The 15,333-nt window shown below is 71.7% G+C and carries 16 protein-coding genes and 1 riboswitch; of the genes, 6 read left to right on the top strand and 10 right to left on the bottom strand.

The window, feature by feature from the left end; translation table 11 throughout:
- Positions 1–327: 327 nt before the first annotated feature.
- The 5 genes from ABD932_RS09585 to ABD932_RS09565 all read right to left on the bottom strand — a co-directional run bounded on the left by ABD932_RS09585 (position 328) and on the right by ABD932_RS09565 (position 5,899).
- Positions 328–1,155 carry an ECF transporter S component gene (locus tag ABD932_RS09585; protein ID WP_345010667.1) on the bottom strand — a complete coding sequence of 276 codons (828 nt, stop codon included), beginning with the start codon at positions 1,153–1,155 and terminating at the stop codon, positions 328–330.
- Positions 1,152–2,801, bottom strand: a complete 1,650-nt coding sequence (locus tag ABD932_RS09580) for an ABC transporter ATP-binding protein (RefSeq protein ID WP_345010665.1) — start codon at positions 2,799–2,801, stop codon at positions 1,152–1,154. The genes ABD932_RS09585 and ABD932_RS09580 overlap by 4 nt, the downstream gene beginning before the upstream one ends.
- A complete protein-coding gene (locus ABD932_RS09575; RefSeq protein ID WP_345010663.1) occupies positions 2,798–3,943 on the bottom strand; it encodes a CbiQ family ECF transporter T component in 1,146 nt (381 codons plus the stop codon). The genes ABD932_RS09580 and ABD932_RS09575 overlap by 4 nt, the downstream gene beginning before the upstream one ends.
- A complete protein-coding gene (locus tag ABD932_RS09570; RefSeq protein WP_345011474.1) occupies positions 3,936–4,583 on the bottom strand; it encodes an SCO2322 family protein in 648 nt (215 codons plus the stop codon). The genes ABD932_RS09575 and ABD932_RS09570 overlap by 8 nt, the downstream gene beginning before the upstream one ends.
- Before the next feature lie 89 nt (positions 4,584–4,672).
- Positions 4,673–5,899, bottom strand: coding sequence for an SCO2321 family membrane protein (locus ABD932_RS09565; protein WP_345010661.1), 1,227 nt, complete (start codon positions 5,897–5,899; stop codon positions 4,673–4,675).
- Positions 5,900–6,015: 116 nt separating this feature from the next.
- A riboswitch (cobalamin riboswitch) is annotated at positions 6,016–6,166 on the bottom strand.
- Positions 6,167–6,228: 62 nt separating this feature from the next.
- Here ABD932_RS09565 and ABD932_RS09560 point away from each other — a divergent pair.
- Positions 6,229–6,897: a phosphotransferase gene (locus ABD932_RS09560; RefSeq protein WP_345010659.1), complete on the top strand. Its 669-nt coding sequence runs from the start codon at positions 6,229–6,231 to the stop codon at positions 6,895–6,897.
- A 45-nt stretch (positions 6,898–6,942) separates the two neighbouring features.
- Here the strand turns inward: ABD932_RS09560 and ABD932_RS09555 are convergent, their stop codons facing one another.
- The 3 genes from ABD932_RS09555 to ABD932_RS09545 form a co-directional block, all read right to left on the bottom strand.
- Positions 6,943–7,383 (bottom strand): nuclear transport factor 2 family protein, encoded by a 441-nt coding sequence (locus ABD932_RS09555; protein WP_345010657.1) that lies wholly within the window; start codon positions 7,381–7,383, stop codon positions 6,943–6,945.
- Between the two features lie 34 nt (positions 7,384–7,417).
- The gene (locus ABD932_RS09550; protein WP_345010655.1) at positions 7,418–8,446 is read right to left on the bottom strand and encodes a Strvi_7410 family MBL fold metallo-hydrolase; all 1,029 of its coding nucleotides are present in this window, start codon (positions 8,444–8,446) and stop codon (positions 7,418–7,420) included.
- A 76-nt stretch (positions 8,447–8,522) separates the two neighbouring features.
- Positions 8,523–8,729, bottom strand: a complete 207-nt coding sequence (locus tag ABD932_RS09545; protein ID WP_345010653.1) for a hypothetical protein — start codon at positions 8,727–8,729, stop codon at positions 8,523–8,525.
- A gap of 148 nt (positions 8,730–8,877) precedes the next feature.
- Between ABD932_RS09545 and ABD932_RS09540 the strand changes: the two genes are divergently transcribed.
- Together ABD932_RS09540 and ABD932_RS09535 are read left to right on the top strand one after the other, a co-directional pair.
- A complete protein-coding gene (locus tag ABD932_RS09540) occupies positions 8,878–10,335 on the top strand; it encodes an aldehyde dehydrogenase (protein ID WP_345010651.1) in 1,458 nt (485 codons plus the stop codon).
- A gap of 3 nt (positions 10,336–10,338) precedes the next feature.
- Positions 10,339–10,572 carry a ferredoxin gene (locus ABD932_RS09535; RefSeq protein WP_345010649.1) on the top strand — a complete coding sequence of 78 codons (234 nt, stop codon included), beginning with the start codon at positions 10,339–10,341 and terminating at the stop codon, positions 10,570–10,572.
- A 264-nt stretch (positions 10,573–10,836) separates the two neighbouring features.
- Here the strand turns inward: ABD932_RS09535 and ABD932_RS09530 are convergent, their stop codons facing one another.
- Complete coding sequence (locus ABD932_RS09530; protein WP_345010647.1) at positions 10,837–11,457, bottom strand: TetR family transcriptional regulator; 621 nt, start codon at positions 11,455–11,457, stop codon at positions 10,837–10,839.
- A 209-nt stretch (positions 11,458–11,666) separates the two neighbouring features.
- Here ABD932_RS09530 and ABD932_RS09525 point away from each other — a divergent pair, with 209 nt between their 5' ends.
- The 3 genes from ABD932_RS09525 to ABD932_RS09515 are packed head-to-tail and all read left to right on the top strand — an operon-like array spanning position 11,667 to position 14,976.
- Positions 11,667–13,181, top strand: a complete 1,515-nt coding sequence (locus tag ABD932_RS09525) for a glycosyltransferase family 4 protein (RefSeq protein ID WP_345010645.1) — start codon at positions 11,667–11,669, stop codon at positions 13,179–13,181.
- The gene (locus ABD932_RS09520; protein WP_328871009.1) at positions 13,175–13,909 is read left to right on the top strand and encodes a class I SAM-dependent methyltransferase; all 735 of its coding nucleotides are present in this window, start codon (positions 13,175–13,177) and stop codon (positions 13,907–13,909) included. Before ABD932_RS09525 ends, ABD932_RS09520 begins: the two co-directional genes overlap by 7 nt.
- Positions 13,906–14,976, top strand: coding sequence for a prenyltransferase/squalene oxidase repeat-containing protein (locus ABD932_RS09515; RefSeq protein WP_345010640.1), 1,071 nt, complete (start codon positions 13,906–13,908; stop codon positions 14,974–14,976). Before ABD932_RS09520 ends, ABD932_RS09515 begins: the two co-directional genes overlap by 4 nt.
- Before the next feature lie 11 nt (positions 14,977–14,987).
- Here the strand turns inward: ABD932_RS09515 and ABD932_RS09510 are convergent, their stop codons facing one another.
- Positions 14,988–15,281, bottom strand: a complete 294-nt coding sequence (locus ABD932_RS09510) for a hypothetical protein (RefSeq protein ID WP_345010638.1) — start codon at positions 15,279–15,281, stop codon at positions 14,988–14,990.
- Positions 15,282–15,333 lie beyond the last annotated feature (52 nt).

Raw genomic sequence — 15,333 nt, 5'->3', positions numbered from 1 at the left:
TCGTCGGGGACGGTGCGCCGCAGGCATGCCGGAACCACGCGATGCGAGGCGGGGGGCATGCATCGGCGCCGCGGCCCAGGTGGGCACGTCGGCGCCGTGCGACGTCCACCAGACAAGCAGGCCGGGAAGACGTCCGCAATGAGCCCTTTTGCTAGTTGTGGTCGTATGCGGGGGGAAGGTCGTTTGTGTGACGTGGCTCTCAACGGGCTGGTCAGAGGCCATATTGGCGTGCACATGGCGTCTGATTTGTCCGACTAAGGTGGATCGTAGGTGATGTGGGTCATGTGGGGTGGTTCACCGGGTCGGTGACTGTCCGCGCGTGGGGTCTCACCGTGCGGGAGCGTCGAATGTGACCGGGCTCTCGAAGGCCGCGCGGCGGGTGGCGCGGCGCAGCGCCTTGAGGATCGCCGGGCCGAGCGTGAGGGTGAGGACGACCGTGACGATCGCCCGGCCCAGGTCCCAGCCGAGCGAGGTGGCCAGGCAGTACGCGACGAAGCGGGCGAGGTTGGCCAGGGGGTCGAGGTCCGGGTCGAAGGCGATGTTCGACGCGCCCCGCGGGAGAAACGGCCAGCCCTGCATGTTCATGGCCGTGCCGTACGCGAACGCGGCGAGGAAGCCGTAGCCGGCCAGCAGGAGCAGCTCACCCCGGCCGCGAAGCCGGTCCGGGCCCGGCAGCAGCCCGGCGCCCATCGTGAACCAGCCCATCGACAGCATCTGGAACGGCATCCATGGCCCCACCCCGCCCGTGAGCAGCGAGGACGCGAACATCGTCACCGCGCCGAGGACGAAGCCGAAGCCGGGGCCGAGGACCCTGCCGCTGAGCACCATCAGGAAGAACATCGGCTCGATGCCCGCCGTACCGGCGCCGAGCGGCCGTAGCGCGGCCCCGGTCGCCGCCAGCACGCCCAGCATCGCCACCGCCTTCGGGCCGAGCCCGGACTCGGAGATCGTCGCGGCGACGACGGCGACCAGCAGCAGAAGCAGGCAGGTGAACAGCCAGGGCGCGTCCTGCGCGTGGGCGCTCACCTGCGAGGTGGGCGGGGAGAGGAAGGGCCAGCCGAGCGAGGCGACACCGACCGCGCTGACCAGGACGAGGGTGGCGATGGAGCGGGGGCCGAGACGGATGGGGCGGGCCTGCGGCTGGGGGGTGCTCATGACAGGGCCTTCCGCACCTGCGTGACCGTGAGCCACTGCTGTGGGGCCAGGATCTTGGTGACCTGCGGGGCGAAGGACGGCGAGGAGACGACGACCTCCGCCGTCGGGCCGTCGGCGATCACCTCGCCCTCCGCGAGCAGGATCACCCGGTGGGCCAGCTCGGCGGCCAGCTCCACGTCGTGGGTGGCCAGGACGATGGCGTGTCCCTCGGCGGCGAGGTCCCGCAGCAGCGTGACCAGGCGGGACTTCGCCGCGTAGTCGAGGCCGCGGGTCGGTTCGTCGAGAAGCAGGAGGGGCGGGCGGGCGGTCAGGACCACCGCCAGCGCGAGCGTCAGGCGCTGGCCCTCGGAGAGGTCGCGGGGGTGGGTGTCGTCGGGGATGTCCGGGAGGAGTTCGGAGACCAGGGCGCGGCAGGTGCCGGGTTCGGCGCCCGCGTCTGTGTCGGCGGCGGTGCATTCGGCGGCGACCGTGTCGGCGTAGAGGAGGTCGCGGGGTTCCTGCGGGACCAGGCCGACGCGGCGGACCAGGTCGTGGGGTGAGGTGCGGTGGGGGACGGCTCCGCCGACGTTCACTTCGCCGGCGGAGGGTTTGATCAGGCCGACCAGGGTGTTGAGCAGGGTGGACTTGCCAGCGCCGTTGCGGCCCATGAGGGCGATGGTTTCGCCGGGGGCGACGGTGAGGTTGATGTGGTGGAGGGCGCGGATGTGGTCGCGGGTGACGGTGAGGGCGTGTGCGCCTACTAGCTCGGGGGGTGTGGATTGTTGGCGGCTGCGGGTTCGTCGTGGCTGGTCGCGCAGTTCCCCGCGCCCCTGAGGGGCGATGTCGTTTCGTTCCTCAAGTTGTTGCCGTAGGGCCGCTGCCCGTCGCCGCGCGTCGCGAACCGTCAATGGGAGGGGCGCCCAGCCTGCCAGGCGGCCAAGGCCTACGACTGGCGGGTACACCGGGGATACGGCCATCACCTCCGCCGGAGTGCCCAGGATCGGGGGCGCTCCGGGGGAGGGGAGAAGGGCGATCTGGTCGGCGTACTGGACGACCCGTTCCAGGCGGTGTTCGGCCATCAGGACCGTCGTGCCGAGATCGTGGACCAGGCGTTGGAGGACCGCGAGGACTTCCTCCGCGGCGGCCGGGTCCAGGGCCGACGTCGGTTCGTCGAGGATCAGGACGCCGGGGTGCGGGGTGAGGACCGAGCCGATCGCTACGCGCTGCTGCTGGCCGCCGGAGAGGGTGGAGATGGGGCGGTCGCGGAGGTCGGCGAGGCCGAGCAGGTCGAGGGTCTCCTCGACGCGGCGGCGCATCACGTCGGGGGCGAGACCCAGTGACTCCATGCCGTAGGCCAGTTCGTCCTCGACGGTGTCGGTCACGAAGTGGGAGAGGGGATCCTGGCCGACCGTGCCCACCACGTCCGCGAGTTCGCGCGGCTTGTGGGTACGGGTGTCGCGGCCGGCCACCGTGACGCGGCCGCGCAGGGTGCCGCCGGTGAAGTGCGGGACGAGTCCGCTCACCGCGCCGAGGACCGTGGACTTGCCCACGCCCGACGGGCCGACGAGCAGGACCAGTTCGCCCTCGGGCACCTCGAAGTCCACGCCCTGGACGGTGGGTTCGGCGGCGCCGTCGTACGTCACGGAGACGTTCTCGAAGCGGATCACGACGGCTCCTTGAGGGCGGGACTCTGAGGTGACGGAATTCTGGGGGAGGGACTTCTGGGGGCGGGGCTGATGAAGGCGGGGAGCAGGCCCAGGAGGACGGCCGCCGCCGGCCACAGGGGGAGGGTGGGTGCGACGAGGGGGATCACGCCGGGGTTCAGGGCCGCCGGGTCGCGGGTCGCGGCGAGGGTCAGCAGGGCGGCGACCGCCGCGCCGGAACCGGCGACCAGCCAGGCGCGGGTGTTCCAGCGGTCGGGGCGGTAGCGGGTGCGCAGGGTGCGGCGACCGCCCAGGCGCAGGCCCGCCAGGGCGGCGGTGAGTCCGGTGAGCAGCACCGGCAGTCCGTACGTGCCGCCTTCGGCGGTCAGCAGCCCGTACGTTCCGGCGCAGACGCCGAGGAGGCCGCCGAGGGTGAGCGCGGTGGTCGTACGGCGGACGCGGGGCGGGACGTCGGCGGTACGGCCGTAGCCGCGGGCGTCCATCGCGGCGGCCAGGGCGACCGAGCGCTCCAACGCGCCCTCCAGGACCGGGAGCCCGACCTGCAGGAGGCCGCGGATGCCGGTGTCAGGGCGGCCGCGCAGGCGGCGGGCGGCGCGCAGGCGCTGGACGTCGGCGATGAGGTTGGGGGCGTAGGTGAGGGCCACGACCACCGCGACGCCCATTTCGTACAGGGCGCCGGGGAGGGACTTGAGCAGGCGGGTGGGGTTGGCGAGGGAGTTCGCGGCGCCTACGCAGATGAGGAGGGTGGCCAGTTTGAGGCCCTCGTAGAAGGCCTTGACCAGGGTCTCGGCGGTGACCTTGCCGCCCAGGCGGATGCCCTGCGCCCAGTGGGGGAGGGGGACTTCGGGGAGCGTGACGATCACGTGGGTGCCGGGGAGGGGGGAGCCGAGGGTCACCGCGAAGAGGAGGCGGATGAGGAGGACGGCCAGGGCGAGTTTGACGAAGGCCGTGTAGGAGCGGGCCCAGGGGGCCTGGGGGCGGCAGGTCGCCACCACGTAGGCGGAGGTCGCTATGAGGAGGGTGAGGAGGAGCGGGTTGGTGGTGCGGGTCGCGGCGGTGCCGAGGGCCAGGGACCAGAGCCACCAGGCGCCGGGGTGCAGCTGGGACGACTGCCCACCGCTACGGATGCCTGAGTGACTAGGCATTCCGGCGCCGCCGTGCCTGCCATACCGCCGCCGCGCCCAGCACCGCCACCACGGCGATCCCGGCCACCAGGCCCACTGACGGGCCGCCCTCCGAATCGTCCTTCTTCTCCGCCGCTTCCTTCTCGGCCGCCTGCTCCTCGGTCGCCGTCGGCTTCCCGGCCCCCGACACCTGCTCCCCGCACCCCTGCTCCGGATAGCCGGCGATCGCGCACAGCAGGGCGTTCGTGTCGTAGCGCAGGGGCTTGGCCACCGAGGCCAGGGCCTCTGCCGTGGTGGCGTCGGCGGGGACGCGAGCGCAGGCCGTACGGCGGGCCGGTGGGGTCTCGTCCGACGGGGCGTCGGCGGTCGTGCCGAAGTCGATGACCAGCGCCACCCGCTTCTCGCCGTCCCGCGCGGGCGTTCTCGCGCAGATCACCTCGAACACGGCGGCGCCCCTCGGGCGGGCCGCGTCCTTGGAGTCCTCGCTCACCGCGAAGCGGAAACCCTGGACGTCGCCGTCGGACGGGCGGGCCGTGGAGGGGCCCTGGGTGGCGTAGGTCCAGGTGTCGCCGTCGCGGTCCCAGAAGGACCAGTAGCGGTAGCCGGTCGCCTGGGCGGCCTGGGCCGCGCCGACCAGGAGGGTCAGCGCGGCCAGGAGCAGGGCGAGGGTACGAGGGACGGCGAGGGTACGACGGACAGCGAGGGTACGGCGGACGGCGAAGGGACGGCGGTTGGCGAGGGCGTGGCGGATCACGGTCGCTTGCCCTTGTTGCGGCCGCTCATCAGGAAGCCGATGCCGATGCCCGCGACCAGGCCGACGCCGATGATCCACCACAGGCTGACGCCGTTGTCGTCGTCCTGCTTCTCCTGCGACGGCTTCTCCGACTCCGTCGCCGCCGTCCGCGGCGCCGGGCCCTGCGCGTTGAGCTGCTTGACCAGGTCGGTGCCGCCGAAGTCACGCGGGTCGGCGCCCGCCGCGTCGGCGGCGAGGATCAGCTGGGCGTAGGCGGCGGGGCCGCTCTGGGCGGCCCACTGGGCGGCGTTGCGCTCCAGCCAGCGCACGGGCTTCTGCGCTGCCTGGGTACCGGCCCGGGCGGCGAGGGCGACGACCGCGTCCGCGGTGTTGCCGTAGTCGGGCTGGTCCTCGGCGCCGGCGAGGGCGGACTTGAGGTAGCCGTCCTTCTCGACCGCCTTCGTCAGGTACGCGGCGCCGTTGGCAGAGGCCTGCTCCGCGGTGAGGTCGGAGGCGTCGGCGCAGGCGACGTCCTTCTTGTCGCCGGCCTTCGTCGCCAGCATGCCCGTCCCCAGCGTGCCGACCACGGCCGCCGCCGTCGCGTCCGCGTTGGCCGCCAACTTGCCCTTCTTGTCCGGCTGGTAGGCGAAGGCGCCGCCGTCCGCGCACGGCAGGGCGAGCTTCAGCAGCGCGTCGTAGGGCGACTTGCCGTCCTTGCGGACCTCGGCGGGATCCTCGCCGACGGCGTTCAGGGCGCCGATCACGACGGACGTCGAGTTGGCGTCGCTGGCTCCGCCGGGCGTGTAGCCCCAGCCGCCGTCCTTGTTCTGCGCGGACTTCAGCCAGGTCACCGCCTTGCCGGTCTCCTTCTCGTGCCCGCCGACCGCGGCCAGGCCCTGGACGGCGGCGGCCGTGCTGTTGGTGTCGACCATGGTCTTCGCGTCGCACGCCTTGGCGGGGTCGGCACGGAACGCCGCGAACGCCCCATCGGCGCACTGCTGCCCGGCCAGCCAGTCGATCGCCTTGACGGCGGGCTGTACGTCCATCCGGCTCTGCGCGATCAGCGCGAGGGACTGGCGCCAGACGCCGTCGTACGTCGGGTCGGCGGTGCCGTACAGGCCGGCGGGGAGCGCGACGGACGGCGACGCGGACGGGGTGTGGTCGACGGCGACGGCGGGCGTGGCACCGGCCGTGCCGATCACGGTGACGGCGGCCAGGGCCGCGGCGCTGCGGCGGACGTACATGATCGGCGGGTGCCCTTCCCTCAGGGGGCCGGGCAGCACAGGGGAGTCCCCCGGGCGGCTCGGCTCCGCATACCTCGACGGTGCCGTGCTCCGGCCGGTTGCCGGTGCACGTGAGCCGGTCACGAATCCGTACGGGGCGATCCGGCTCACCGGCCTTCGACGACCGGTTCACGGTTGCGGGTCAGCGCCGGATTTGCACCGGCTTCCACCTGTACGGGTGTGATGACGACGCCGTCACTCTACCCGCCCGTAACCCGGACGCTGAGGGCCGCCTGCGCGGGCGGGTAGCTTCGGCCGTGAAGGAAGCGACAGGGGGGACCGTGGGGATCGTGGGGAGACTGCTCGGGTCGGGGCGTACCGCCGACGTGTACGAGATCGACGAGGCGTGGGTGCTGCGCCGGGACCGGGAGGGGTACGGGGACGCGCTCGCCAAAGGGGCGGTGATGGCGCACGTCCGCCAGCACGGCTATCCGGCGCCCCGCGTGCGGCTCGCCGACTCCTCCCGGACCGAGCTGGTGATGCAGCGGCTGTCGGGGCCGACGATGCTGCGGGCGCTGATCGAGGGGGAGATGGACGCGCAGGAGGCGGGCGGCATCCTCGCCCGGCTGCTGCGGCAGCTGCACGGCGTCCCCGCGCGTGGGCCGCAGGGCCAAGTCCTGCATCTCGACCTGCATCCGGACAACGTCGTCCTCACGCCCGACGGCCCGTACGTGATCGACTGGGACAACGCGAGCGAAGGCGATCCCGGCCTCGACTGGGGCTCCTCCGCGGTGATCCTCGCCCAGGTCGCCGTAGGAGACGAAGCCATCGCCGAGCCCGCCCGCGCGCTCCTGGCCGGCCTGCTCGCCGACCCGTCCGGCCTCACCGAGAACGGCCTCACCGAGAACGGCCTCGCGGAGGCGCTGCGCCGCCGGGCCGCGAATCCGACGATGACTCGGCGGGAGGTCGAACTGCTGGGTGCTGCGGAGGAGTTGATCCGTACGTTCCTGCGGGACTAGTTCCATCCGTCTCCGCGGGAGCGGCCGCCGCCGCATCACAGGCGCCTAGTCGCCGGCCCTCGGGGTCGGGCCGCCGAAGGGGAGGTGGAGGGTGCGCGCGGTGAGCAGCCAGGTGCCGTCCGGCTGTCTGCGGAAGGCGTCCTCGTAGGTGCCGATCTGGACAGGAGGTCCGGGCGGGACCATGCCGCCGGTGTGGCCGTCTACGCGGTACGTCGTGAAGTACGAGACCGCCGTCGCCGTGTCCGGGGAGGTGACCGTGACGAGGATGTTGGACATCATGCGGCGGGAGAGCCGGTCGGCGGGGCGGGAGCCGAAGTACGCGCGGAGTGCGTCGCGGCCCTGGACCAACCGGTCGCCCTCCGGCCAGGACCAGGTGCCGTCCTCGGTGAACAGCTCGGCGACGGAGGCGGGTTCGCCGAGGTCGAGGCGGTGGACGAAGTCGATGACGATGCGCTCGCAGGCGCGTTCGGCGATAAGCTGCTCCATGGGCACGTATTAAACGGCCACTTGAACAGGCCACTTAAACGGCCACGTACGTCACCGGCTCACTCCCGGCCACCGCCTCCGCCCTCCCCAACTTCACCAGCCGCCGCAGATGGGCCTCCGCCTCCGCGATCGCGATGTTCCTCGATCCATACGGGATTTGGTCCCAGGGCCGGTTCCACTCCATGCGCTCGGCGAGCTGCCAGGGCGTGAGGGGTTCGGCGAGGAGGGCGAGGAGGCCGGTGAGGCGGGACTCGTGGTGGGTCAGCAACTCCCGTACGCGGGCGGGCGCGTCGGTGAACGCGTGCTGGTGGGCCGGGAGGATCTCGGCGGGGGCGAGGCCGCCGACGCGTTCGAGGGAGGCGAGGTAGTCGCCGAGGGGGTCGGTGACGGCCGTGTCCTCGGGGTCCTCGTACAGGCCGATGTGCGGGGTGATCCCGGGCAGCAGATGGTCGCCGGAGAACAGGCGTCCGCTGCCCGGGAGTTGGGCCGGATGCTCCTCCTCCAGGTGCAGACAGACGTGGCCGGGGGTGTGGCCCGGGGTCCAGATCGCGCGCAGGCGGCGGCCGGGGAGGCCGAGGAGTTCGCCGGGGACGATCTCGCGGTCGGGGAGGGCGGGGGAGAAGCCGGGCAGGGTGCTCGGGCGGCGGGCGGCGCGCAGGGGGGACACATGGGCGTCGGGGGCGCCGGCCGCGGTGAGCTTGTCCGCCATGTAGGAGAACCAGCGCTCGGGGTGGGTCGCGCGGGTGCGCCGTACGATCGCCGCGTCCGCCGCGTGCATCGCGATCCAGGCGCCGGAGGCCTCGCGCACCTTGGCGGACAGGCCGTGGTGGTCGGGGTGGTGGTGGGTGATCACCACGCCGTGGACGTCACCGGTCGCGGTGCCGCATGCGGCGAGGCCCTCGGCGAGGGTGTCCCAGGAGGCCGGGTCGTCCCAGCCGGTGTCGACGAGCACCGGGCCGCGGTCGGTGTCGACGACGTACACGAGGGTGTGGCCGAGCGGGTTGTCAGGGATGGGGACCTGGATGGACCGGACGCCGCCGCCGTGGTCGTACACCTGCGCCATGGGCTCCCCAATCGCCGCGACACGTTCCGGCCGACCGGGCCACTATAACTAGAACGAGTTTCGATGGGAGCCTGAGTCACCCAGGCTTGGCGTTCCGTATCCGCTCCGGGGTCCAGTACTCCCTGATCTCCTCGGGGCTCTTCGTCTCCCGGTGGACGGACACCCCGTTGCCGTCCGTGACGCCGTCCCACTGCGAGACCATCCATGCGGCGCCGCACACCGCCGTCGTCATGGCCGCCGTGAACATCGCCCAGGCGCGCCTGCGCTCACGGTTTGTCGTCATCCGCGGTCCTCCCCGTCGACTTGATCAGCGTAGGCGTCATTGATGTGCGATCCGTGGACTCCTCGTAGTGGAACTGGTATCAGTTCCAGAAGTATCTGATGGACCGTCAGAGTCAGAATCCCAGTAAGGCTCCGGGGAGGCGCCGGCCATGACCGAGCTCGTGGAACACGGACAGCTGTTCATCGGCGGGGAGTTGACCGACCCCCTGGGCAAGGACGTCATCGAGGTGATCTCGCCGCACACGGAGGAGGTCGTCGGACGCGTGCCGCACGCCTCGCCGGCCGACGTCGACCGGGCCGTCGCGGTGGCGCGGAAGGCGTTCGACGAGGGGCCCTGGCCGCGGATGAGCCTCGACGAGCGGATCGAGGTCGTCACCCGCATCAAGGACGGGATAGCCGTACGTCACGAGGAGATCGCCCGCGTGATCTCCTCCGAGAACGGCTCCCCGTACTCCTGGAGCGTCCTCGCGCAGGCACTCGGCGCGATGATGGTGTGGGACGCGGCGATCACGGTCGCACGGAACTTCACGTACGAGGAGCGGCGCGACGGCGTCCTCGGCAAGATCCTCGTGCGGCGCGAGCCGGTCGGCGTCGTCGCGGCCGTGGTCCCCTGGAACGTCCCGCAGTTCGTCGCCGCCGCCAAACTCGCGCCCGCGCTGCTCACCGGCTGCACGGTGGTGCTCAAGCCGTCGCCGGAGTCGCCCCTGGACGCCTACCTCCTCGCCGAGATCGCGAAGGACGCGGGGCTGCCTGAGGGCGTGCTGTCCATCCTCCCGGCCGACCGCGAGGTGAGCGAGTACCTGGTCGGGCACCCCGGGATCGACAAGGTCTCCTTCACCGGCTCGGTGGCGGCGGGCAAGCGCGTGATGGAGGTCGCCGCCCGCAACCTCACCCGCGTGACGCTGGAGTTGGGCGGCAAGTCGGCGGCCGTCGTCCTCCCGGACGCGGACGTCGAGGCGACGGTCGCCGGTGTCGTCCCGGCGGCCTGGATGAACAACGGTCAGGCCTGCGTGGCCCAGACCCGGATCCTGCTCCCGCGCTCCCGCTACGACGAGTTCGCCGAGGCCTTCGCCGCGGCGGCCGGCGCGCTGGTGGTCGGCGACCCGCTGGATCCGGCGACCCAGGTGGGCCCGCTGGTGGCGCAGCGGCAGCAGCGCAGGAACCTCGACTACATCCGGATCGGCCAGGAGGAGGGCGCGAAGATCCTGACCGGCGGCGGGCGCCCGGCGGGCCTGGAGAAGGGCTGGTACGTCGAACCGACCCTCTTCGGGGACGTCGACAACTCCATGCGGATCGCGCGCGAGGAGATCTTCGGCCCGGTGATCTGCCTGCTTCCGTACGGCGACGAGTCCGAGGCCGTGAAGATCGCGAACGACTCCGACTACGGTCTGAGCGGCAGCGTCTGGACGGCCGACACCGCGCGCGGCATCGAGATCGCCCGCCAGGTGCGCACCGGCACGTACTCGGTGAACACCTTCAGCCTGGACATGCTGGGCCCGTTCGGCGGCTACAAGAACTCCGGTCTGGGGCGGGAGTTCGGCCCCGAGGGCTTCGGCGAGTATCTGGAGCACAAGATGATCCACCTCCCGGCGGGCTGGGAGGCGTAGGGGATGGGCGACCGCTGGCACGTCGAGGTCGACCGGTCGGTGTGCATCGGCTCGGCCCAGTGCGTCCACCACGCCCCCGACGGCTTCCGCCTCGACACCGGCCGGCAGTCCCATCCGGCCGACCCGGAGACCGACGCGAACGAGAGCGTCCTTGCGGCGGCGGAGAGCTGTCCGGTGGAGGCGATCGTGATCACGCTGCTGGGGAGCGGGGAGCCGGTGTTCCCGCCGGAGGAATAACACCAGAAAAGTCCCTTTTGGTGGGTTCATTTCCGGGCGGATGTTCTATTCTGGAAGTCGGCCTACGGGACGAGTGAGGGAGTCCGAACCGGAGTAGCCGACTCTGGCGAGAAGCAGACGGTTTCCGCTGGGGCCGACATCGACGGTCCGGGCTGAGAGGCCGGAAGGCAGCAGTCGGGCCGGAAGGCGACCCCTGGAACCTGATCCGGGCAATGCCGGCGAAGGGAACCCGTCTCGTAGGTCTTTCTCGTGCCCTCCGGGCTCTTACTCGCGCCCCTCGGGGTTCGTCAGGTCGATCAACCGGCACACCGTCTCGATGTCGATCTTCACCTGGGCGATGGAGGCACGCCCCGACAGCCAGGTGATCAGGGCCGAGTGCCAGGTGTGCTCGATCACCCGGACGGCGGAGAGCTGCTCGGGAGTCGGGTTCTCCAGGCCCATCGCGTCCAGGATGATCACCGTCGTCTGCCGGGAGACCTGGTCGACCTCGGGGGAGACGCTGCGGTCGGCGAAGGTCAGGGCGCGGACCATGGCGTCGGCCAGATGGGGCTCGCGCTGCAGGGCACGGAAGGCGCGCATCAGGGTCTCCGCGACCCGCTCCGCCGCCGTCTCCCCCTGCGGGGGCTTCTTCCGCAGCGTGCCGTGCATGTGCTCCAGCTGATCCTGCATCGTGGCGACCAGCAGATGCACCTTGGACGGGAAGTAGCGGTACAGCGTGCCGAGCGCCACCTGCGAGGACTCCGCGACCTCCCGCATCTGCACGGCGTCGAACCCGCCCCGGCTGGCGAGCTGCGCGCTGGCGTGCAGGATGCGCCGGCGACGGGCCTCCTGCCGCTCGGTGAGGGGCGGTGAGGCCGGGGTTGCACTACTGGCGTCCGCAGGCATGGATCCCGTCCGTGACAGTCGGTGAGGGTGAGTGACCGGACAGAGCATGCCAGGGTGTCGGTCGTGGCGTGAATCACCTGATCCATCGCTCACAGCGGCGCTACCTGCCGGTAGATTCAGAGCCTCTTGAACGATCAAGTCTGAAACTTGTTCTAGATTAGCGTCCCGGCGTAATCTCGCGGGACAGCGCAGCGAGAAGGGGGTCCGGAGTGACCGCTGAGGCCAGGGAGGCCGGGCCCTCGGAGGACCCTGCCGCCGACGGCGAGCGACCGCTCGACATCGCGCTTCTCACCTATAAAGGGAACCCGTTCTGCGGCGGCCAGGGTGTCTACGTACGGCACCTCTCCCGCGAGCTGGCCCGCCTCGGCCACCGCGTCGAGGTCATCGGCTCCCAGCCCTACCCGGTCCTCGACGAGGGCGCGGAGTACGCCGACCGCCTGAGCCTCACCGAACTCCCCAGCCTCGACCTCTACCGCCAGCCCGACCCCTTCCGCACCCCGGGGCGCGACGAGTACCGCGACTGGGTCGACGCGCTGGAAGTGGCGACCATGTGGACCGGCGGTTTCCCCGAGCCGCTGACGTTCTCGCTGCGCGCCCGCCGCCATCTGCGCGCCCGGCGCGGCGAGTTCGACGTCGTGCACGACAACCAGACGCTGGGATACGGCTTGCTGGGCGAGGTCGGTGCCCCTCTCGTCACCACGATCCACCACCCCATCACCGTGGACCGCCAGTTGGAGCTGGACGCGGCCGAGGGCTGGCAGCGCCGGATGTCGGTCCGCCGCTGGTACGCCTTCACGCGGATGCAGAAGCGCGTGGCGCGCCGCCTGCCGTCCGTGCTGACCGTGTCGGGCACGTCCCGCGCGGAGATCGTCGACCACCTCGGCGTACGGCAGGACCGTATCCACGTCGTGCACATCGGCGCGGACACCGACCTGTTCTCGCCGGATCCCTCGGTGCCGCAGATCCCGGGCCGCATCGTGACGACGTCCAGCGCGGACGTCCCCCTCAAGGGCCTGGTCTTCCTCGTCGAGGCGCTGGCCAAGGTCCGCACCGAGCACCCCGACGCCCATCTCGTCGTCGTCGGCAAGCGGCCCGAGGAGGGGCCGGTCGCCCAGACGATCGAGCGGTACGGCCTCGAAGGCGCCGTCGAGTTCGTCAAGGGCATCTCCGACGCCGAGCTCGTCGACCTCGTGCGCTCGGCGCAGGTGGCGTGCGTGCCGTCGCTCTACGAGGGCTTCTCCCTGCCGGCCGCCGAGGCCATGGCCACGGGAACGCCGCTGGTCGCCACGACCGGCGGGGCGATCCCGGAGGTCGCCGGCCGGGACGGCGAGACGTGCCTGGCGGTGCCGCCGGGCGACTCCGGGGCGCTGGCCGCAGGGCTGGGCCGGCTGCTGGGCGACGCGGAACTGCGCGACCGCCTGGGCGCGGCGGGGCGCGAGCGCGTCCTACGGCACTTCACCTGGGCCCGGGCCGCCGAGGGCACGGTGGCGAGGTACCGCGAGGCGATAGCCCGCTCCGCGGCCAAGAAGCCGAGCCGCTCCGCGACGACAACCCCGCGCCACCCCGCAGCCGCAGCCACAGCCGCGAGCCACCCCACGGCGGCGACAGCCACGAGCCGCTCCGCGCCCCCGACTCCCGGCCGCTCCGCGGCCCCCGCAGCGGCCGCACCCCAAGCTCCCACCGTTGTTGAAGGCGCCAACTCCGAAAGCAGGGCCACGTGCTGACCGTCGACTTCTCCCGGTTCCCGCTCGCCCCGGGCGACCGCGTTCTGGACCTCGGCTGCGGTGCCGGCAGGCACGCGTTCGAGTGCTACCGGCGCGGCGCCCAGGTCGTGGCGCTGGACCAGAACGGTGAGGAGATCCGCGAGGTCGCGAAGTGGTTCGCGGCGATGAAGGAGGCCGGCGAGGCCCCCGAGGGCGCGACCGCCACGGCGATGGAGGGCGACGCGCTCGCCCTGCCCTTCCCGGACGAGTCCTTCGACGTCGTGATCATCTCCGAGGTCATGGAGCACATCCCGGACGACAAGGGCGTACTCGCCGAGATGGTCCGGGTGTTGAGGCCCGGCGGCCGTATCGCCATCACCGTCCCGCGCTACGGCCCCGAGAAGGTCTGCTGGACGCTGTCCGACGCCTACCACGAGGTCGAGGGCGGCCACATCCGCATCTACAAGGCGGACGAGCTGCTGGCGAAGATCCGCGAGGCGGGCCTGAAGCCGTACGGCACCCACCACGCCCACGCCCTGCACTCGCCCTACTGGTGGCTGAAGTGCGCGTTCGGCGTCGACAACGACAAGGCGCTGCCGGTGCGGGCGTACCACAAGCTGCTGGTCTGGGACATCATGAAGAAACCGCTGGCCACCCGGGTCGCCGAACAGGCACTGAACCCGCTGATCGGCAAGAGCTTCGTGGCGTACGCGACCAAGCCCCACCTCCCCCGGGTGGACGCCAAGTGACCACCCCCCGGACAGAACACCTCGTCCTGCCCGGGGTCCTCACCGCCGGGCAGGCCGCCGCGACCGTGGCGGGGATCCTCGCCGTGCAGCGGGAGGACGGGGCGATCCCGTGGTTCCGCGGGCATCACCTCGACCCGTGGGACCACGTCGAGGCGGCGATGGCGCTGGACGCGGCCGGTGAGCACGAGGCAGCCGAGCGGGCGTACACCTGGCTGGCCACGCACCAGAACGAGGACGGCTCCTGGTACGCCGCCTACCTGGACGGCGCCTTCGACGACGTCACCGACACCGGGCGCGAGACCAACTTCGTCGCCTACATCGCCGTGGGCGTCTGGCACCACTACCTGTCCACCGGCGACGACATGTTCCTGGACCGCATGTGGCCGTCCGTGTACGCCGCGATCGAGTGCGTCCTGAAGCTCCAGCAGCCGGGCGGACAGATCGGCTGGCGGCGCGACGACGACGGCACCGCGACGAAGGACGCCCTGCTGACCGGCTCCTCCTCGATCCACCACGCCCTGCGGTGCGCGCTCGCCATCGCCGAGCAGCGGGAAGAGCCGCAGCCGGACTGGGAGTTGGCGGCTGGTGCGCTGCGGCACGCGATCCGCCGGCATCCGGAGCGGTTCCTGGACAAGGACCGTTACTCGATGGACTGGTACTACCCGGTGCTGGGCGGCGCGTTGACGGGCGCCGAGGCCAAGTCCCGGATGGAGGAGGGCTGGGACCGTTTCGTCGTCCCGGGGCTCGGGGTGCGGTGCGTCGTCCCCAACCCGTGGGTCACGGGCGGTGAGTCGGCCGAACTCGCCCTCGCGCTGTGGGCGATGGGCGAGTCGGACCGCGCGCTGGAGATCCTGCAGTCCATCCAGCATCTGCGGGATCCGGAGAGCGGGCTCTACTGGACGGGCTACGTCTTCGACGACGACGCGATCTGGCCGCGTGAGCTGACGACCTGGACGGCGGGGTCGCTGTTGCTGGCGGTCGCGGCGCTGGGCGGGCACGAGGCTACGTGCGCGGTGTTCGGCGGGGACCGGCTGCCGACGGGGCTGGATCCGGACTGCTGCGCCTGACCCGATTGGCTTCAGTGACGGTGGGCTCGATTGGCTATGGCGTGGCCGACGAACAAGTAGACCACCGCGGCCAGCCCGTAACCCGCCACCACCCGCGCCCACTCGGCGTCGAACGTGAACAGGTCGTGCGACCAGCCCGCCAGCCAGCGGGCCGCGTCATGGACGAACTGGACGAAATCGTTGGCTCGGTTGGCGTCCAGTAGGTACATCAGGATCCACAGGCCCAGAATGAGGGCCATGACGTCGGCGACGATCGCTATGACCGTGCCGGCCTGATTGGCGCCATTGCGATATCGAAGGGACATGCCCTCCGGGTAGCCCTGAAGGCGTGACTCAAACCCGGTGACCGCTGCCCGA

Source organism: Streptomyces shaanxiensis (assembly GCF_039537145.1).
GTDB classification, from domain to species: domain Bacteria; phylum Actinomycetota; class Actinomycetes; order Streptomycetales; family Streptomycetaceae; genus Streptomyces; species Streptomyces shaanxiensis.
This window is presented reverse-complemented; position numbering and strand designations above follow the sequence as displayed.